Raw genomic sequence first — 20113 nt, 5'->3', positions numbered from 1 at the left:
TCAACAGAGTGCCAAAATAACATTTACCTTTAACACAGCCAAATGAAATAAAACGAGAGAATTGTCTCTCGCTCATCGAATTTATTGTTCTAACCAGTTGTAGAAAGGGACAGTTGGTTGATGTGGTTCATCTTTGATACTTCCCTTTTGTGTTTGCTTTTGACGAAATTTAAGACCATGGTTTTTGGCCTGCTCAATTGTTTTTATTCCATTCTTTTTCCACTCAAAGAGAATTCTATCAATATAGCGGAAATTTAATTTCCCCGACATTACTGCTTCACGTAAAGCAGCTTTGATGATCATTGGGTCATGATGGTCATCATCCATCCACATTGCCAGTGATTCACATTCAAACGGAGAAAGTGGACGTCCGAATTCCTTTTCAAAACACGTATAAAGATCTGTTTCATCAGCTTTCTTATCCGATTCTTTATTCATTTTATTATTTTTTAAGAACTGTTCTATCAGTCTTTCCCATAAAGGCTCAACGGAATACTTCTCATACCGAATGCCATCATGATTATAACCATCTGTGATTTGAATAAAGCCTCTTTGGATTAGTCTTCTAAGCATTTCATTACATTCAGAAATAGTTATTGTCATTCTGGCTGATAGTTCATCTGGAGTAGGAAATTCATGTCCTTTTTCTAAATAGGTGAGAATATTTAATAATAGAACAAGTTCATATTCATTTAAATTTAAATTACGATATTCAGAAAATAATAATGTAGGAACGGTAATGTTCCCTTCTTGAATCCATGCTAATAAGTTTGTTTTCATATTCAGGACACCTCCTGTTAAGTATATCATGAACCATCTATCCGAGTAAGAGTATAAGGCATCCATCTTTGGTAACTAAAAGCAAAAAGCCTGCAGCTATTCGCAGACTTTTTACAGTAATTAATGATTGACCATGCTTGATTTTGAAACAACAAATTGGTGGATTCTCTCCACTGCCTTTTCTAACAATGTTAAAGAGGTTGCGTAGGAAAGACGGATATTATCAGGCGTTCCAAAACCTGACCCAGGAATAACTGCAACCTTTGCGTCCACGAGTAAGGCTTCTACAAAATCATCCACATTCTGGTAACCTGTCATCTCTGCTGCTTTCTTTACATTTGGATAAAGATAAAAAGCTCCTTGTGGTTTTACACATGTCACACCTGGAATTGCAACAAGCCTAGTAAAAATAATTTCTAATCTTTCTTCAAATGCCTTCCTCATTTCTTCTACTGGCTGTTGTGAGCCAGTGTAAGCTGCAATTGCTGCATATTGGGCAGTTGTTGTTGGATTTGATGTACTATGGCTAGCAAGATTTGTCATCGCTTCAATAATTTTTTTATTACCAGCTGCATACCCTATTCTCCAACCAGTCATCGAATGTGACTTCGAAACGCCATTAATAACAATGGTTTGCTCTTTTAATTCAGGAGAAAGTTGAGCAATTGAAATATGTTTATTTTCCCCGTAAACTAGCTTTTCATATATTTCATCTGAAACAATGAGAATGTTCTCCTCAAGGCAAACTTTGCCTATTTCCAAAAGTTCTTGAGCTGTATATAGGACTCCTGTAGGGTTGCTAGGCGAATTAATAATAACGGCTTTTGTCTTCTTCGTAATTGCCTTTTTTAATTGTTCTGGTGTGATTTTAAACTGATTTCCCTCAAATCCCTCAATATAAACTGGTACGCCTCCAGCTAATTTTACTTGTTCTGGGTAACTGACCCAATATGGTGTAGGGATGATGACCTCATCGCCATCATTTAAGACCACTTGAAACAAGGTATAAAGGACGTGTTTTGCGCCATTTCCAACAATGATTTCATTAGGATTAAATGTTAACCCTTGGTCCTCAACAAATTTCTTGATGATTGCCTTCTTTAAAGCAGGCAATCCAGCTGAAGGGGTGTACTTCGTATGCCCCTCATTCATGGATTGAAATGCAGCATCTAAAATATGTTGGGGAGTATTAAAGTCAGGCTCACCAGCACCTAGACCGATAACATCCTCCCCTTGTTCCTTAAGCTCTTTTGCTTTTGCCGTAATTGCTAAAGTCGTTGAAGGTGTAAGTGCTTTTACTCGATTAGCTAATTCCAATACCATTCCAATTCCTCCGCTCTCCATCTATTTATAGGTTTTCAATTTTTTTTAGCCATTCACCTGTATCAAAGTGAACATAGTAATAATTTATTAAATTATTATTAGAACGGTAATAAATTTCCCACAGTGGGATATTCTTTTCCATACCGAGACGAACAGAGATGATCTTCTTCGGGCTTTTTTCTTGTTGTAGTTTTTGAATGGCTTCTTCCCTGGTTAAACCATTCTTAGCTTTTCTTACGAAAATTTCCTTACTTTTCTCAGGCATCCACACGATAATTTTGTCGCCATTCTTACTTTTGCCCTCAATGACATTAACCGTTTCAATACCATTATAAATATGAAAATCTTCTACTTCTTTTAGTGAGATTTCATCTTGAGCACGTGAGACCGCTTTTGTCTCTGCTGCTTTCACAGGATCCAATGCAGATAAGTAAACTTTTATCAATAACCCACAAAAGGCTAATACTATTATTGATAGAACAATAATCCACTTTTTCATTGCTAATTCACTTCTTTATGTACGATAAATCGTAAAAATCGCTGTATTTCGATTCGCTTGATCCAGTGCAAGTCCAAACATAAGGTCTTCCTGTTTCAAGGTTCGATTAAGGGCATCAACAATTTTATACAAATCCGGACTGTGTTGGATTTTCACTGTTGATAAAACTTCTATTTTACTTTCCATCCGTTATCCTCCAATATTTTTCCTATTTATCTACATTTTTTGATAAATCTTATCCATTATTATAACAGGTGGAAGCAAAAAGCGGGTCAAAGATGCTATGATTTTTCTAATAAAATTTTATTCATCCGTTTCAATTGGAATGGTTATGATCTCATAATTTGAATCGGTGAATTTTATTGTTATGGTTCCATGTTTTTTCGTTGAATAAATTTCTGACCACGTTTCGTGAAGATCGACTAGTATATCTGGATCATGCTCCTCTTCTTCTGATGCAAAAAGGACTGAAATTTGCGGATTTAAATATTGAATTAATTTCTCAGATAAGGAGTCTTCCGGCGCACCATTAGGGATTTTAAACACATTAATATTCTCCAAATTTTTCTCCAATAGCGTTTCTTCCGCCCTCGGCGTGAATGAAGTCATAAGGAAAATTCGGTGATTAAAAAAATCAAGTGTTAGATCCATACCTTCATTCGCATTATTTCCCACAAATTGAACCTCAGCAGTCATCTCAGGCAAGATTGGACTCTTTGTACCCTGTCCCCAAGAGATAACTGCAGGCTTATTTTGTGAATCTAGCACTTCTTTGATTTGAGTAGAAATTTTAGGTGTTGTAATAATTTCTTTGATATTATATTTCGAGATTAGACGGTTTAATTGTTGTTTAGAGAATTCTGTTCCGTTATGTGTAAGGATTAATTTAGAAATCTCTTTCACATCATAAAGGAAAAGCCACCCTTCTAATTCCGCAGCAGTTTCTTTCCCTCCGGTATTTATCAAGGTATTCTCATTATTTGCACCTTGGATCAGTGTTGCTTCCCCTGCCGACAACCCCAGAAAAGTGACTGCAACTTCATGGTCTTTAATATTTAAATTAATATTTTCAATATTATTTAATGATGGCCCTGATGCCTCAACCATGAGTGTAGTTTGTAGGAAAAATGACAAGATAATTAGTAAGGTTCTCATAACACACCTCCTATATTAAGGATGTGTTTATTTACCAGTTTTTATCCAGAATAACATTAATTAATGTCCCTCAAATCATAACCACGACTGGATAATTTCAACTAATTCATCCATCTTTCCTCTATTAATAGGAACTGGAGGAATAGATTTCAAAAATGCCTTCCCGTATTTCGTGGTTACAATTCTTTTGTCAAACACCACAATGATACCACGATCACTTTCTGTTCGAATAAGGCGCCCAAAACCTTGTTTAAATCGGAGGATTGCTTCAGGCAGGGAGTATTCAGAAAAGGAATTCCCACCCCGTTTTTCGATTAACTGGCATTTCGCCTCTGTTAAAGGATCATCTGGCGGGCTAAATGGAAGCCTGACAATAACGAGGCAGGATAGGTCCTCACCAGGTATATCTACGCCTTCCCAGAAACTGCTTGTTCCTAACAACAATGCCTTATCATACCGCTGAAAGTTGCGGGTTAGCCTTGTTCTGCTTCCACTGGTTATCCCTTGTGCAATCATTGCATAGTCATGTAAGAAACCACTTTCTTTGATTAATTCATAGGTTTTCTTTAGCATGTCATGGGCGGTAAATAAAAGCAGCATTCTTCCCTTAGTTGCTTCAGCTATTGTAATAATATGCTCCGTAATTGAAATCACATAATCATCCAAAGATACTGTATTAATTTCTGGTAAGTCCTCTGGAATTAAAAGCTGCACCTGTTGATTATATGCAAATGGAGATGGAATATTTAATTGTACTGTAGATACGGGGTCTAAACCCATTTCCTTTATAAAATAATCAAATGATTTATTTACAGTTAACGTTGCCGAAGTAAATACTACCGCTTTTTTTAATTGAAAGAATTGTTCATCTAGTTTCCCTGCAACAGATGTTGGCTGTACCATAAAGGTAGTAACATTTTGCGGTGAGCGTATATCTATTTCAATCCATTTTACATCATTCGTTATTTTAAGAAAGGAATTGATAACCGTATCTCTAAGTTCTGTTAATTCGATTTGAAATGAAAGGATCTCTTCCAATTTATTTTCTTCTATACGTGAAAAAGAATTACTTTCATTTTTAATCCATTCAAGACGTTCACTGATTTCTGAATTAAGGTCCTTTAGTAAAAAGGCAAATCTCTCAGCACTGTGAACTAGTGCCTTTTTTTCTTTTGCTTCGTCATTGGGTGAAAAGCGAATTTTGGCACGATTTACTCCTTTTTTATTCGCCATCTTGGCTCTCGCAAAAAGAGCAATCAATTGAAAAAATTCATCCATTTCAAAAATAAGATCCGCCATAAGTTGATTTACCTTAGTTGAGGTAGTCCTGATCTCACTTTTTCTTGGTACAGAATCAATTAGTTTTTCCAATTCATAAAAGAGCTGTTTTTGTTCATATAGCCCAAATTGACCTAATAGGAGACGGGTCGATAAATAATCTAATGTATGTCCAAAAAACTGACTAGCAGCTTTTTCAAAATGATGCCCTTCATCAATAATAGCATAAGAAAATTCAGGCAGGATAGCCACTTCACCTTTAATATCACTTAATAATAAAGAATGATTTGTAATAATAATATCAGCAACTTCTGCCTTTCTTTTTGCTCTTAAATAAAAATCTCTCTCTTGCCATGCTTCGTCTTGTAAAAAAATTGCTGGTTCATTCTTTATTTTATTCCAAAAAATTTGCCCGCCACTTGAAAGGTTTAACTCATCCCGATCACCGGTTTCTGTTTCGATCAGCCAAACAAGAATTTGCATTTTTGTTAATCCAGTATCGTAATTATCGTTATCATCTGCTAGCGTCTGATGAAACTTTTCTAAACTAAGATAATGATTTCTCCCCTTTAGCAATACAGTGTTTAAAGGAAAGGGCAAAAGTTTAGCCAAGAGCGGTATTTCATTTTTTAGAATCTGTTCTTGCAAATGGATAGTATGTGTACTTACAACGATAGGATGCCTATTTTTTCTAGAAAAGTAAGCACATGGCAGTAAATAGCCAAGTGATTTTCCTACACCTGTACCAGCCTCAATCACAGCATGATTTTCACTTTGTAAAGCCTGGTAGACTGTATCCATCATGGTAAATTGGCCAGTTCTCTTCTCGAAAGCTTCAAATGCCTGACTGACCAATTCGATTTTTTCCGCTTCAGATGCCGGAAAACGATATTCTTTATCTTCAGCAGGCAGCCTAATATGATTGGGAATTCTTTTTAAAGCAAGTTCCTTAAATATCTCAATTGTCTCAGATAAGCTTTCGACAGTTTCTACCTTATTAACAAGTAATTCATCAAGCAACTGTTGAAGGTCGCTTTTCAATCCCCCTGATAAATGAGCAAGCTGTTTTAATGTTGTGATTGGTAATGAAGTCAAACGTTCTAAAAGAATTAGTAAAAGTTCAGCTGTTACCTGTGCATCACTATCTGCTTGATGGGGGCGATCATGATTCAAATTTTCTCTCTCCGCTAAATCAGATAGCTTATAACCATCTGCAGTCGGATAAAGGATTCTCGCCAATTCAACCGTATCTAGAACAGGACCGAAGAATCCTTCTTGGCCTGATTGGATTAATTCTTCTTGAAGAAAGGACAAATCAAACAAAACATTATGTGCAACAAAATAAGCCCCGTTCAGTAAAGTCATGACTTTTTCTGCAATTTCAGAAAAAAGCGGCGCATCTTTCACCATATCATCATTTAAACCAGTTAATTCTTCAATAAATATGGGAATGGATTTTTTGGGATTAATTAACGATGAAAACTTTTCTGTGATTTTCCCATTTTCAATGACCACAGCTGCAAACTGGATGATTTTATCACCTTTTTTTGGAATGTTTCCCGTTGTTTCCAAATCGATTACGACGAATTTATTTCGCATTTATTAACACCCCAAACCTTCGTTCATTAAAACGGTATCACATAATCTTTAAAAGAAAAAGTATACACTACTAGGAGCTTTAGATTCTACCATAAACTTTACGATTATTTTTATTATGTATATTATATAAAACTCTAGGTAAAAAAGAAAAATCCCCTGAACGGGGATTACATGATCGTTAGTGCAGGTTCAGCATGGATAAGTTCTTTAATCCGATTATCTTCATCCATGATCGCCACTTTTGGTTTATGTGCAGCTACTTTTTCTTCAGCAATCAGCGCATAAGAAATGATAATGACGATATCACCTTTTTGAACAAGACGGGCGGCTGCACCATTTAAACAAATGACTCCACTGCCTCTTTCACCTGGAATTATATAAGTCTCTAATCGGGCACCGTTATTATTGTTAACAATTTGAACTTTTTCATTTGCAATCATTCCGACTGCATCTAATATGTCCTCATCGATTGTAATACTGCCTACATAATTTAAATTTGCCTCAGTAACAGTGGCGCGGTGGATCTTTCCGTTCATCATGTTGCGAAACATATCCTCTTCCTCCATTTCCTCTTACCTATCAATCTATTTTTGTAATGAAATTGTCTATTAAACGAACCTTTGTAAATTTTACAGCGAGCGCAATAATAATTGTACCCTCTAATTTTTCCAATGGTTTTAATTGCGGATAGGAGTAGATTTGGACATAATCAATTACACCAGATGATTCTTTACCAATCTCTTCACGAATCAAATGAATTAATTTATTTGGATCTCTCTCACCTTCATCTATAGCTCCAGCTGCTACTTGAAGACTTTGATAAAGAACAGGTGCTTCTTTTCTTTCATTCGGCAGGAGATTAACATTACGGGAACTCTTAGCCAGTCCATCATTTTCCCGGACAATATCTACTGCTACAAGATTTACAGGAATATTAAAATCTGAAATTAACCCTTCAATAACCGCAACCTGCTGGGCATCTTTTTTCCCAAAATAAGCACGTGTTGGCATAATAATGTTAAAGAACTTTGTAATGACTGTAGCAACGCCGTCAAAATGCCCTGGGCGTGAACTACCACATAAAACATCTGTGCGCTCCTGTACGGTAACTCTGACCGAAAGGTCGGTCGGATACATTTCTTCTACACTTGGATAAAACAGAAAATCGACCATTTCACTTTCAGCCAAGGCACGGTCACGCTCAAAGTCACGCGGATATTCCGCATAATCCTCTTTCGGACCAAACTGTAAAGGATTCACAAATATGCTGAGGACGACGATATCATTTTCTTGTCTAGCTCTATTTAACAGCGTTAAATGTCCTTCATGCAGAAAACCCATCGTTGGAACAAAGCCAACCGTTTTTCCTTGGGACTTTTGTTGCAAAATTAACTCCTGCATTTCCTTAATTGTGGTGATTACCCTCATTTTATACCTCCATAAAGCCCTTTCAGTTCCTGCTCTCTCATTGTGAATGAATGTTTATCTTCAGGAAACTGTTTGTTTTTAACATCTGATGCATATGCTTGAATAGATTCGATCATAAATGGATTTACGGAATGGTATTGTTTCACGAACTTCGGTACACGCTCAACACCATAACCAAGGATATCATGATAAACGAGCACTTGACCGTCCACCTCTACCCCAGCACCAATACCAATTATAGGTATAGAAAGATTTTGTGTAATTTCCTCAGCCAATTGTTTTGGGACACATTCAAGTACAATAGCGAACGCTCCTGCTTCTTCACATTTCTTCGCATCATCTATTAATTTTCTTGCTGTCTCGGCATCTTTCCCTTGTACCTTATATCCGCCTAATACCCCAACTGATTGTGGAGTTAAGCCCAAATGAGCACACACTGGGATACCTGCTTTCGTAAGAGCAGTTATTTTTTCTAATACATCATCAGCACCTTCAAGCTTTACTGCATGTGCGCCTGTATCTTGAATGAGCCTGCCTGCATTCATTAGGGTATCCCGGACAGATAAATGATAGGTTAAAAATGGCAGGTCCGCGAGAATAAATGTATCTTTAGCACCTCGTTTTACAGCCTTCGTATGATGGATCATGTCTTCAAGCGTCACCGGTATGGTTGAATCATACCCTAAGACAACCATACCAAGGGAATCTCCCACCAAAATAATGTCAACGCCACCTTCTTCTGCTTGTTTAGCAGAGGGGTAATCATACGCCGTTAACATCACAATTTTTTCATTATTTTCCTTCATTTTCAAAAAATCTGTTGCTTGCTTCATCCATTTTTCCCTCCTTTTAGTTGGGAGAGGGGATTAGAAGATTTCGAAGAGCAAATAAAAAGATCCTTCTGAAGGCAGAGGATCCCTGTTACTCAAATACATGCTTCATCCCTCTGTCCCGGTCCGTTAAACGGATCTAGGCAGAAACCTTTTTAAATTGTTGTTTATTACATATAGGTGCAGTTCACCATGGATACTGCCCATTGGAATGAATTATAGCAAATTTCTCGAAAAGTTCAAGCCTTATAACTCAATATCCGCTGAATAAATTTGGTGAATGAAACCAGTCTGATCCTCTAGTTTCAACACTCCATCATCAGTGATTCCGAGTGCTTTACCTTCAATGGTCTTCGTTAATGTTCTCGCTTTAATGTACTTGCCGATACTGCTGGCATAGCCCTCCCATAAAAGCTTTATTGGTAAGAATCCCTGTTCCAAATATATTGTATACAAACTTTCAAAGTTCTTGAGGATACTTTTAATTAATTCCGCCCTTGAGACAGTTTCTTTTTGCTCAATAAAAAGGGAGGTGGCAATTTCTTGAATTTCTGCTGGGAAATCTTCTGTCTTTTGATTCACATTGATACCTATTCCAATAATAATCGAATGAATACGATCGGCTTCAGCCTGTAGCTCAGTTAAAATTCCAGTGACTTTTTTTCCATTAATTAGAACATCATTAGGCCATTTGATATCTGGGATTAAGTCTGTCATTTCTTCAATGGATTGAACAATTGCAACCGCTGCTAATAATGTTAATTGTGGCGCATTACTAAGAGGTATATTGGGACGTAAAATCATGCTCATCCAAATCCCTGTATATTTTGGAGAATGCCATTTACGGGCCATTCTGCCCCTGCCTGACAACTGCTCTTCGGCGATAATGACCGTTCCTTCTGGGGCATCTTCAGAAGCCATGCGATGGGCAATCTTCTGAGTAGACTCAACTGTCTCCTCATAATGGATATTTCTCCCCATGAAGTGAGTTGTAAGACCAAGTCTTATTTCATCCGCAGTTATTTTTTCTGGGGTTTTCAGAATTCGATATCCCTTATTTCTAACTGCATCTAATTCAAATCCTTCTTTTCTTAGTTCCTCTATGTGCTTCCAAACTGCCGTCCTAGAGCAGCCAATGAGTTCAGCTAGATGTTGACCTGACAAAAAGGCATCTCCGGCATTTGTAAAGGCATCAAGTAATTCTTTTCTTATTTCTGATTGCACTTCATTAGCCACTCCTTGATTTTTTCTTTGTTATTCTCCAGTTGGCAAGATAGGATATTGTTTTCAATGTCTAATAGCGTTTCCTTTAGCCATGGTCCGCCTCTTTTATTGTACCAATCCATTAAGTCATTCCCTGACACATTTATTTCCGACCGTTCTTTAATCGGAAGAGAATCATACAGGTTTACCCAATGTTCAATCGATCGAAAATCCTTTATTCGGTTAATCACAAGGTAGAGTCTTTCTGTTGAAAATATCGTATCACGGCCCGCAGAATAGAGGTCATAAATAGACCATTCTTGTTCAAGTCTTTTATATAAGAAATGGACCGTTCGCCCAATCTCTCTTATTTCCTTAATTGCAAGCCGCCAGTCTTTTAGAAATACCTCGATCTCTTTTTCTTTTAATTGTAAACAGAAAATTAATAATGACCACATTTCATTAATATTGAGAGTGTTATTTTCGAAGCTAATCATTTTCTCTAACGACTGCCGCTTTCCTTTTAAACCAGGCAAATATAAATAAATGTTTGTATCAAGAAGGATATTTAGTGCGGTGGGTTTGTTTTTACCGATTAACAGTTTTTCGAACTCTGTTCTTTTTCTTTCTACAGCAATCTTATCAAGTAAGTGAACCAGACTAGCTAATGCGGTGACAGTTCCCGCTTCAATTTGAAATGAAAGTTGACTAACAAACCGTACGGCTCTCATCATTCTTAAGGCATCTTCTTGGAATCTGTCACTTGGACTTCCGACGGTTTGAATTATTTTATTCTGAATGGCTAAAAATCCGTTAAATGGATCAATCAGTTTTCTATTCTTGTCCATTGCAATGGCATTCATTGTAAAATCCCTGCGCTGCAAGTCATCCTTTAGATTTCGAATAAACGTAACCTCTTTCGGTCTACGATAATCTTCATACTCCGATTCTGTTCTAAAGGTAGTAATTTCATAGGCCCCATTATTAACCAGGACTAGAACCGTTCCATGTTCTATTCCAATATCTACTGTTTTCGGAAAAATTTTTTTCACTTCATCTGGAGTTGCACTTGTCGCAATATCCACGTCATTAATCATTCTTTTTAAAAGAAAATCTCTTACTGATCCGCCAACAAAGTAGGCTTCATAACCGGCATCCTCTAGTTTTTTTATGACAGGAATTGCTGTTTGGAATGGGTCTGTCATTTCCTTCACCTTAATTCAGTAAATTAAAATATATTTGCTCATATTGTTCAACGATTTGGTCCGCTTTAAATGTTGTTTTTGCTGTATAAATGGACTGTTTAGAAAATTGCTGATGAAGCTTCGCATCATTTAAAACAGCCAATGCTCTACTGGATATATCCTCGATGTCTCGTACTTCACAAATAAATCCATTGACACCATGATTAATAACCTCTGGTACACCGCCTACATTTGTCCCAATACAAGGGACACCACATGCCATCGCCTCTAAGGCAACAAGTCCAAAGCTTTCTTTTTCTGATAATAACAACATTAAGTCACTAATAGAGTACAATTCCTCTAAACTCTCTTGTTTTCCCAGAAAAATGACTTGATCTTCTAAGCCCAGTTCTCTGACCAACTTACAAACGATGGTCATTTCGGGACCATCACCGACCAACAGTAATTTTGCTGGCATTGCTGATGCAATCTTAGCAAAAGATTTCACAACATCTTTCACTCGTTTTACTGGACGGAAATTGGAAACATGAATGATCACTTTCTCCTCATCCCTTATCTCAAAATCTGATTTCAAAGCAAGTGCATCCATTTTTTTATAGACTCGGTCATCAATAAAATTATAGACAGTTTCGATTGTTTTATCAGGATTAATGAGGTCATAAGTTTGATCCACGAGCGCTTTAGAAACAGCAGTTACAACATCAGATTTTTCTATTCCAAATTTTATCGCATCTGTCAACGACGGATCGTATCCCAAGACAGTTATGTCTGTTCCGTGTAGGGTAGTGACGATTTTAAAATCCCGGTGACTCATTTGCTTGGCTAATATAGCACAAACCGCGTGAGGAATAGCATAGTGAACGTGAAGCAAATCTAATTTTTCCCGATTTGCTATTTCCGCCATTTTACTTGCTAATGCAATATCGTAAGGTGGGTACTGAAATAAGGAATATTGATTCACTTCAACTTGATGATAATAGATATTATGATAAATTTTGTTCAATCTAAAAGGGATGCTTGATGAAATGAAATGAATTTCATGACCTTTTTCAGCCAGCATTTTTCCTAATTCCGTTGCTACTACACCCGACCCGCCTACCGTCGGATAGCAAGTAATTCCAATTTTTAATTTCCTCATGGTTATTCTCCTATCAAATCTCGATTCAAAAGAATAGGAACTTTCGTTTTGAACCCTTCAGCAAATGTAACACCAACAAGCTTGCCAAACATTCTTTCCCTCGCCTCTACTGTTTCAATATACCCATTTACGAGCGGGGTATTGTAGGTTTCTTCTGTTTGCTGGAATTGGCTCTTATACTCCCTTAGTGCTTGGAGCTTTTTACCTATGTATTGAGAAATATCGATTACAAAATCTGGTTTATGAAAACCATTAATCATATAAAAATAAACTCTTTCTACTCGGTGGGCAGGTTCATTTCCTTCTGTTACATATTTTCGTATTCCAGCAGAAAAAACTGCCTCCTCCACTAAACTAGCACAATTTCCATGGTCTGGATGGCGATCTTCAAAATAAGGCGCAAACACAATTTGAGGCTTATTTTTTCTTATGACCCTTGCAATTTCTCTTATGTATTCTTCTTTAAGAAATAAACCCCTATCTGGAAAACCTAAGGAGGTTCTACATGAAACCTTTAGCACTTCAGCTGCTTTTGCTGCCTCTAACTTTCTTAATTCTACGTTCCCATTTGAAGAGAGGTCGGCATCTGTTAGATCACAGATACCCACACGTTTTCCTTCAGATGTAAATTTTGCGATAGTACCCGCCATGCCTATCTCGACATCGTCCGCATGGGCACCAAATGCAAGGACTTGAAGGTGTTGATTAATCATTAGGTCCACCATTCTCTTTAATTATATTTCTCCATTCAATAAGCCCCAGTTCTAAACCTCTTATTAGCAGCTCTGCAGTTCCCATATTGGTTGCAAGTGGTATGGAGTATACATCACATAGCCTTACTAAGGCTGTAACATCTGGTTCATGTGGCTGGGCGGTTAATGGATCTCGGAAAAAGAAAACAGCATCCATTTCATTTTGCGCAATCATGGCACCGATTTGCTGGTCACCACCAAGCGGTCCGGATTGGAACCGTGTAATACTCAACCCCGTTGCTTCACTAATTCTTTGCCCAGTTGTCCCAGTAGCAAATAGAGAATGCTTCGAAAAAATATTCTGATAGGCGATCGCGAACTGCACCAAATCATTTTTCTTATTATCATGAGCAATTAAAGCAATATTCATTATTTTTCCACCTACCCTAAAATATTTTCAAGGCCATAAACAAAGGTATTATGTGTCATTACAGATTCCACTGCCACTTTTACACCTGACATAAACGACCCTCGGTGATAGGAATCATGCTTGATTGTTAAAGTCTGACCATCTGAACCGAATAACACCTGTTGATGCGCGACCAATCCAGGCAAGCGGACCGAGTGAATATGCATTCCATCAAAATTCGCTCCCCTCGCACCTTCTATAGTTTCTTTTTCATTTGGGTGCCCTTGATTTTTTGACTCTCGAACTTTAGAAATCATTTCAGCAGTTTTTACCGCCGTTCCAGATGGTGCATCCAACTTCTGGTCGTGATGCATTTCAATAATTTCTACATCATCAAAATATTTTGCAGCCATTTGCGAGAATTTCATCATTAACACTGCACCAATGGCAAAATTCGGAGCAATGATACAACCCAGATTCTTTTCATGACAAATACTTTCTAATTCCTCTAAATCACTAGTGGTAAATCCTGTCGTACCTACAACTGGGCGTACATTATAAGCAAGTGCAGTTTTTGCGTGGTGCATACCCACTTCAGGAGTGGTTAGGTCAATCAACACATCTGCTTGAACATTTTGCAGGCATGTTTCAATCTTTGAATAAACTTGCACATTGTGTATTGAATGAAAACCTTCCAAATCGCTTAACATGACTCCATCATACTTATGATCAACAACAGCCACTAGTTCAAAGTGATCAGTATTAATGACCAACTTTACAGCTTCGCTCCCCATTCTGCCGCGTGGACCTGCGATGATAATTTTCACTTTTTCCATATTATTCACTCCATTTTTCCTTCATTAATTCTTGTCCAACGATCTTTGTCTCTTGTTTTAAATTTTGCCATGACATAATCATGTGCATCTTCGAGGCTAATATTTAAAGAATTAGCAAAGCAAATTAATACAAATAAAAGATCTCCCAATTCTTCCTCAATCGCTTTTTCAGTTTCGCTAGTTTTTTTGGGTTTCTCCCCATAGTAATGATTTACTTCTCTAGCAAATTCCCCTAGTTCCTCAGTAAGTCGCGCCAGCATGGCCAGCGGACTAAAATACCCCTCTTTAAATTGACTAATGTACAAATCCACTTCATGCTGAAGATCTTTCATCGTCTTTTCTTTAGCCAATGTATTTTCACCTCATTCTTATGTCTGATAATTATGTCCATTTTCTTATTCATTGTTTATGTTAGCTAAATTATCACGGTTTTACAAATGTTTTCATTTATTAATACTTTTTTCACTACTCATTGCTCTAGCATTTTTAATTCGATATAATAAAAACCGCCATATAAGAGAATTTATGGCAGAGGAGGGGATTATTAATGTTATCTGGGCTTAAAGTTAAAAACATATTGTTCATCCTTTTAGGGGCTGCAATCATGTCATTTGGACTTGTCAATTTTAATATGCAAAATAAGTTGGCTGAGGGTGGTTTCACTGGGATTGCACTCTTATTTTATTTCTTGTTCAAGTGGGATCCGTCTTATTCAAATCTATTTTTAAATATTCCACTTTTTTTTATTGGATGGAAATTGTTAGGACGGAATACATTTTTATATACCATCATAGGAACGGTAGGAGTATCGATTTTTTTATGGATATTTCAACGCTATGCCATTGAGATGCCACTTGAAAGTGATTTAACACTTGCGGCATTATTTGCTGGTGTTTTAACAGGAATTGGTTTAGGAGTGATTTTTCGTTATGGTGGAACAACGGGCGGAGTCGATATTATTGCAAGGCTCGTCCAAAAATATGCAGGCTGGAATATGGGAAAAACGATGTTCTTGTTTGATGCGTGTGTTATCGCCTTATCACTAGTTACGTACCTAAATTATAAACAAGCAATGTATACACTTGTAGCTGTTTTTATCGGTGCAAGGGTCATCGATTTCATCTTAGAAGGTGCTTATTCTGCAAGAGGCGCAATGATCATCTCTGAAAAAAACGAACAAATTGCCGCAACAATTATGGAGGAAATGGACAGAGGAGTTACTGCCTTAAGAGGTTATGGATCGTATACAAAAAGCGAACGTGAGGTCCTATATTGTGTTGTCGCTAAAAATGAAATCGTCCGGTTAAAAAATGTAATCACCTCGGTCGATCCTCATGCCTTTGTTTCCATTACCATTGTCCATGATGTTCATGGAGAAGGATTCACCCTAGATGAAAATAAGATGCCTTTAACAGATTAAAAAGCAATGTCGCTAGACATTGCTTTTTTAGTCTCAATCTTTTAAATCTCTCGATCGGTCTTTTTTCTGGTTTTTGTCACCTTGATATTTTCTCCAGCCAACGTAGGATAAGGTCATGATAATAATGCTTCCAGTGGAGATAATAACCCACCAAATGTTAGGATCTGCCTCATCCTCTTCCATGTTAGAGAAGAGTTTGACTAAGTCCGTATCTAGTTTATCCAATTCCTGCTGACTTTTCGTATCACTTACTACTAGGGAACGGTATTCATTTATAAAATCAATCCGAGCATCTAATCTTTGTACATTTTCTACGGACACATCAATTTTCATACTTGGATAGATGACATTGTACAAAGATAAAAATGAGTTGAAGTTTGTATGAAAGTGTCCTGAATCACCTTTTTTAGCGGCATCTTTTGCTTGATGAAAAGCAGTCATAATTTGATCTTCCATTTCAACCCATAACGGTTGATGACTTGTAGCAATCGCATCAATAACAAGTCGAAATTTGACTAATTTATTTATTCGTTCCTCATATTTCATGTTGGAACTAACTGCCGCTTCCATTGCTTCATCATGGGAGGTGTTAATTATTCTTACCTCATCCATGGTTAATGGTGGATCCGTACCAGCAATACTAGTGAACTGATCTGAAAAATAATCAAGAAGTCTTTTTGCATCTTCATATCTATGAAACTTAACCATTTGGAGTGCTTCATCTGATATATCATCAAGCTTCTCCATTGGCGATTGTTGTTCTGCATAAATAGTTGTGGGAGTAAGCATCATGATAATTGCAAATAAAAATAACCATTTGATTTTCAATCCTTGTCCCCCCTTTCATTACTAATAAAATGTATGTAGAGGTGGACAAGGTTAGACCATATTGGATTATTTTATTTCAAGTTTATACCGATTGGGCCGAATGGAAAAATAATAGGCAAGCGCGATGGAAAAAATCGAGAGCCAGAAAGTAAAATACCCAATTTGCGGGGTGTAGCGGTCAAGCATATGATAGCTTGGCAACATAAAAAAAACATAATCAATCACATCATTATGTAATGTCCAGATAGCTGTAATAAATAAATGCCACCGTTTAAAACGGTAAAAGGGAGCATATAAAATACCTTGGACAGCCATTGCGAAATGAGAAAATATCAGCATATAGCCAACTGCATCAAGTTCTCCTTGGACAAAGTAGACGAGAATGTTCATTACTACTGCCCAAATTCCATATTTAAAAAGTGTGACAATCGCCAGAGCCTCTATTAAAGGCCAATTTTTCCTTAATAGAAAGGCAATCAGAACGAAAACAAAAAATAGACTAGCTGTTGGGCTGTCAGGAACGAATGGCAGGAAAATTGCAGGTGTTTCTTTTAGTTGCCATCCATACCAGTAATATCCATATATGGTTCCTGCTATATTTATAAATAATAACATCTTCATAATTGACCGATTGGCCAAGAGAGGGTATATCCAACTCACAAGTAAGCTCCTTTCATGATTGTTTTTTCATGAAGAAAAAAGCTGACGATCGTTCGTCAGCTTTTCAACAATTCGATTATTACTTACCAAGCCCTGAGATAAATTCAGAAAGTGTTTTAAGTTCTTCGTCAGTACCTTTGAAGATTCCGGCTGGCATTTTTCCACCTTTACCTTCTTTAGCAATTTTCGCAACTTCCTCTGGAGATAAACCAGTTCCCACTAATGCAGGAGCACCAGCACCACCTGAAAGATTATCACCGTGACAAGTAATACATGTATTAGCACTTGCTATTTTATAGCCGGCACTAGACTTATCAATATCAACCTTAGCAACGATTTTACCTTGGCGTTCAGCTTGCGCCCAGTCGTGTGTCGCAACAGATTCCCAAGTTAAATATACAGTGGCAGCTAATGCCAAAAGCATAGCTGTAGTTGCAACTGGACGCTTCATTGGACGACGTTCAGGACCATTATCCAGGAACGGAGCTAATAGTAAGCCTCCAAATGCAAGTCCTGGCATAATCATTGCTCCGATAACCGTATATGGCCCGGATGCATATGAATATTTTAGTAATTGATACAAAAATAAGAAATACCAGTCTGGCAATGGAATGTACCCAGTATCAGTCGGGTCCGCTATCCTTTCAAGCGGAGCCGGATGGGCAACGGTTAAACATAAGAAGCCGACAAGAAATACGGCTCCTATCATCCATTCTTTCAAAAGGAAGTTAGGCCAAAACGCCTCTGTTTTACCAGGGTATTCAGAGTAATCCTTCGGAATCATTTTTTTTCGTTCTGAAGGTGCTAAAACACGTGAATCACCAACGAACTTTAATCCTTTACCGCGATGCATCGAGCAATCCCCCTCCTTTTTCCGTAGTTAGTAGAAAAACATCGATTAAATAAAATAGCCGATTTTATAGTGGTCCAGAAATACCTTGTTTACGAATCATTAAGAAGTGAGCTCCCATTAAACCAAGCAATGCACCTGGCAAGAAGAACACATGAATCGCAAAGAAGCGGGTTAATGTTTGAGCACCAACAATATGTTCATGTCCTGCAAGTAAAACCTTAACCTGTGTACCGATAAATGGTGTTGCTTCGGCGATCTGCAGACCTACTTTTGTTGCAAATAACGCTTTCATATCCCATGGTAATAAGTAACCTGTAAAACCTAAGCCAAGCATAACGAAGAAAATAAGCACTCCAACTACCCAGTTTAGTTCACGAGGTTTTTTATATGCACCTTGGAAGAAAACACGTAGTGTATGTAAAAACATCATTACAAGGACTAAACTTGCACCCCAGTGATGCATTCCACGTACAATTTGTCCAAAAGCAACTTCATTTTGAAGATAATAAACCGATTCCCATGCGTTTTTAATGTCTGGTACATAGTACATAGTTAAGAACATACCAGAGAGAATTTGAATGACAGTAACGAAGAATGTAAGACCTCCAAAGCAGTATACAAACGCTGAAAAGTGATGCGCTGGATTAACATGCTCAGGTACTTCATGGTCTGCGATATCGCGCCACAAAGGCGTAATATCTAAACGTTCATCTACCCAATCGTAAATCTTGTTTAACATGTTACGCCTCCTTCCGTGGTTCAGCTTTACCTAAATAAAGAAAACCGTCTTTTTCCTTGTATGGATATACATCAAGCGGGTGCAGTGGTGGTGTACCTGGAACATTGGTTCCATCCTTTGTATAACGGCCATAGTGGCATGGACAAAAGAATTGATTTGGATGCTCCTTGTCCGTATTCCAGTTAACCGTACAGCCTAAATGTTTACATGTTGGTGAAAGAGCTACAATTTTACCTGCATCATTCTTATAAACCCAGGCAGTATTTGTTACCTCTGACTCATACCATGCATCCTTTTGCTTAAAGGTAAAGTCAACTCGAACCGGTTGGTCCGTAATTTCAGAAACCTTTTGCTTTGTTGCGATGAAATCTCCGCCTTCTTCAGCCTTTAAAACAGGATCAACTGCAAATCTTACCATTGGCATTAGCATACCAGCCGCCATGAAGCCGCCTACCCCTGTTAAAGTGTAGCTTAAAAATTGACGTCTTGAAACGCGTTGCTTACTCATGCTTATATCCCCCCCTCTATTCACGAAGTTAAGTCCAACGGACAAAATTTAAACACATATAAAACTAGGACATAACAATGATATATCAATCTTCATGTTAGGTCAATATCATACTATTTTAAAAACATGCTTATAAGATGGTTTTACTCATTTTCATGCCATTTTTGCGTAAAAAGATCTAATAATTGTTTTACTTGACTATCAACTACCGCCATTTTCTGTGAATCATTCATATGTTCCAGCGGGATGGATGGAAGCCATATAACGGTTCCCGATAGTTCTCCTTCTCGTGTTCTCCATTCAATTTCGGATGTGATGTAAAATACGTGTTTAAACTCCCCCTTTGTGAGGCTATCCTCCCAATCCTTCAAATCACTAATGGTATTTTCTCCATTTTTGGACTTCAGATATGTATAGGGAGGCAATAATAATAATCTTCCTGTAAATTGCCTTTCTAAATGGCCTGTTAGTAATGTGATAAATTCCGCACCGGTCGCAGACTGCTTCATCTCCCCCCCGACAGAAACGGCCAGTAACGGTACAACAGCTGTGTCTACATACTCCTTGGCATTCAAATACGTCTCAATATCTTGAGGTGTCCATTTCATATCTATGCACCAACCTTTTGATTTCACTATTATTATAATATCATTTTCTACAGAAACAATAAAAGATATAGGGCTATAATTAGAAAAATTCCAAAAAACAAAAAGCGTAAGCGCCCGTTTAG

General features: G+C 37.4%; 23 protein-coding genes. 1 reads left to right on the top strand and 22 read right to left on the bottom strand.

Annotated features, from left to right (window positions below; all coding sequences use genetic code 11):
• Window positions 1-81 precede the first annotated feature (81 nt).
• The 16 genes from V7659_RS08860 to V7659_RS08785 form a co-directional block, all read right to left on the bottom strand.
• Complete coding sequence (locus V7659_RS08860) at window positions 82-780, bottom strand: DnaD domain-containing protein (protein ID WP_335539501.1); 699 nt, start codon at window positions 778-780, stop codon at window positions 82-84.
• Between the two features lie 120 nt (window positions 781-900).
• Complete coding sequence (locus V7659_RS08855; RefSeq protein WP_335539525.1) at window positions 901-2097, bottom strand: pyridoxal phosphate-dependent aminotransferase; 1197 nt, start codon at window positions 2095-2097, stop codon at window positions 901-903.
• Window positions 2098-2128: 31 nt separating this feature from the next.
• A complete protein-coding gene (locus V7659_RS08850) occupies window positions 2129-2602 on the bottom strand; it encodes a cell wall elongation regulator TseB-like domain-containing protein (RefSeq protein WP_335539499.1) in 474 nt (157 codons plus the stop codon).
• Window positions 2603-2617: 15 nt separating this feature from the next.
• Window positions 2618-2788 carry a YpmA family protein gene (locus V7659_RS08845; RefSeq protein WP_335539498.1) on the bottom strand — a complete coding sequence of 57 codons (171 nt, stop codon included), beginning with the start codon at window positions 2786-2788 and terminating at the stop codon, window positions 2618-2620.
• Window positions 2789-2905: 117 nt separating this feature from the next.
• Window positions 2906-3757, bottom strand: a complete 852-nt coding sequence (locus V7659_RS08840; RefSeq protein WP_335539496.1) for an ATP-dependent DNA helicase — start codon at window positions 3755-3757, stop codon at window positions 2906-2908.
• A gap of 75 nt (window positions 3758-3832) precedes the next feature.
• Complete coding sequence (gene dinG, locus V7659_RS08835; protein WP_335539494.1) at window positions 3833-6634, bottom strand: ATP-dependent DNA helicase DinG; 2802 nt, start codon at window positions 6632-6634, stop codon at window positions 3833-3835.
• A gap of 167 nt (window positions 6635-6801) precedes the next feature.
• Window positions 6802-7185 carry an aspartate 1-decarboxylase gene (panD, locus tag V7659_RS08830; RefSeq protein WP_283874820.1) on the bottom strand — a complete coding sequence of 128 codons (384 nt, stop codon included), beginning with the start codon at window positions 7183-7185 and terminating at the stop codon, window positions 6802-6804.
• A gap of 28 nt (window positions 7186-7213) precedes the next feature.
• The gene (gene panC, locus V7659_RS08825) at window positions 7214-8062 is read right to left on the bottom strand and encodes a pantoate--beta-alanine ligase (protein WP_335539479.1); all 849 of its coding nucleotides are present in this window, start codon (window positions 8060-8062) and stop codon (window positions 7214-7216) included.
• Entirely contained in the window at window positions 8059-8895 is an 837-nt protein-coding gene (gene panB / locus V7659_RS08820) for a 3-methyl-2-oxobutanoate hydroxymethyltransferase (RefSeq protein WP_335539478.1), read from the bottom strand. The genes panC and panB overlap by 4 nt, the downstream gene beginning before the upstream one ends.
• A 243-nt stretch (window positions 8896-9138) precedes the next feature.
• Complete coding sequence (locus tag V7659_RS08815) at window positions 9139-10116, bottom strand: biotin--[acetyl-CoA-carboxylase] ligase (protein WP_335539477.1); 978 nt, start codon at window positions 10114-10116, stop codon at window positions 9139-9141.
• Entirely contained in the window at window positions 10101-11300 is a 1200-nt protein-coding gene (locus V7659_RS08810) for a CCA tRNA nucleotidyltransferase (protein ID WP_335539475.1), read from the bottom strand. The genes V7659_RS08815 and V7659_RS08810 overlap by 16 nt, the downstream gene beginning before the upstream one ends.
• A 10-nt stretch (window positions 11301-11310) precedes the next feature.
• Window positions 11311-12438, bottom strand: a complete 1128-nt coding sequence (bshA, locus tag V7659_RS08805; protein ID WP_335539474.1) for an N-acetyl-alpha-D-glucosaminyl L-malate synthase BshA — start codon at window positions 12436-12438, stop codon at window positions 11311-11313.
• A 2-nt stretch (window positions 12439-12440) separates the two neighbouring features.
• Window positions 12441-13151, bottom strand: a complete 711-nt coding sequence (gene bshB1, locus V7659_RS08800) for a bacillithiol biosynthesis deacetylase BshB1 (RefSeq protein WP_335539473.1) — start codon at window positions 13149-13151, stop codon at window positions 12441-12443.
• Entirely contained in the window at window positions 13144-13560 is a 417-nt protein-coding gene (gene mgsA, locus V7659_RS08795) for a methylglyoxal synthase (RefSeq protein WP_335539471.1), read from the bottom strand. The genes bshB1 and mgsA overlap by 8 nt, the downstream gene beginning before the upstream one ends.
• Before the next feature lie 11 nt (window positions 13561-13571).
• Window positions 13572-14375, bottom strand: coding sequence for a 4-hydroxy-tetrahydrodipicolinate reductase (gene dapB / locus V7659_RS08790; RefSeq protein WP_335539469.1), 804 nt, complete (start codon window positions 14373-14375; stop codon window positions 13572-13574).
• Between the two features lie 5 nt (window positions 14376-14380).
• The gene (locus V7659_RS08785) at window positions 14381-14707 is read right to left on the bottom strand and encodes a nucleotide pyrophosphohydrolase (protein ID WP_335539523.1); all 327 of its coding nucleotides are present in this window, start codon (window positions 14705-14707) and stop codon (window positions 14381-14383) included.
• A 215-nt stretch (window positions 14708-14922) separates the two neighbouring features.
• Here V7659_RS08785 and V7659_RS08780 point away from each other — a divergent pair, with 215 nt between their 5' ends.
• The gene (locus V7659_RS08780; protein ID WP_335539467.1) at window positions 14923-15795 is read left to right on the top strand and encodes a YitT family protein; all 873 of its coding nucleotides are present in this window, start codon (window positions 14923-14925) and stop codon (window positions 15793-15795) included.
• A gap of 33 nt (window positions 15796-15828) precedes the next feature.
• Here the strand turns inward: V7659_RS08780 and ypjB are convergent, their stop codons facing one another.
• The 6 genes from ypjB to V7659_RS08750 all read right to left on the bottom strand — a co-directional run.
• A complete protein-coding gene (ypjB, locus tag V7659_RS08775; RefSeq protein ID WP_335539465.1) occupies window positions 15829-16623 on the bottom strand; it encodes a sporulation protein YpjB in 795 nt (264 codons plus the stop codon).
• Between the two features lie 66 nt (window positions 16624-16689).
• On the bottom strand, window positions 16690-17283 hold the full coding sequence (locus tag V7659_RS08770; RefSeq protein ID WP_335539464.1) for a DUF1405 domain-containing protein: 594 nt from the start codon (window positions 17281-17283) through the stop codon (window positions 16690-16692).
• 79 nt (window positions 17284-17362) lie between these two features.
• Window positions 17363-18136: a menaquinol-cytochrome c reductase cytochrome b/c subunit gene (locus V7659_RS08765; protein WP_335539462.1), complete on the bottom strand. Its 774-nt coding sequence runs from the start codon at window positions 18134-18136 to the stop codon at window positions 17363-17365.
• A 64-nt stretch (window positions 18137-18200) separates the two neighbouring features.
• Window positions 18201-18875: a menaquinol-cytochrome c reductase cytochrome b subunit gene (gene qcrB, locus V7659_RS08760; protein WP_026563914.1), complete on the bottom strand. Its 675-nt coding sequence runs from the start codon at window positions 18873-18875 to the stop codon at window positions 18201-18203.
• A 1-nt stretch (window position 18876) separates the two neighbouring features.
• Entirely contained in the window at window positions 18877-19383 is a 507-nt protein-coding gene (locus V7659_RS08755; protein WP_335539460.1) for a ubiquinol-cytochrome c reductase iron-sulfur subunit, read from the bottom strand.
• A 143-nt stretch (window positions 19384-19526) separates the two neighbouring features.
• On the bottom strand, window positions 19527-20113 hold a 587-nt coding region (locus tag V7659_RS08750), incomplete at its 5' end, for a YpiF family protein (protein WP_335539459.1).

The sequence above is a fragment of the Neobacillus drentensis genome, from assembly GCF_036966985.1.
Classification (GTDB): Bacteria; Bacillota; Bacilli; order Bacillales; family Cytobacillaceae; genus Neobacillus; species Neobacillus drentensis_E.
The sequence above is the reverse complement of the archived record's forward strand: the minus strand, read 5'-3'. Positions and strand labels throughout refer to the sequence as shown.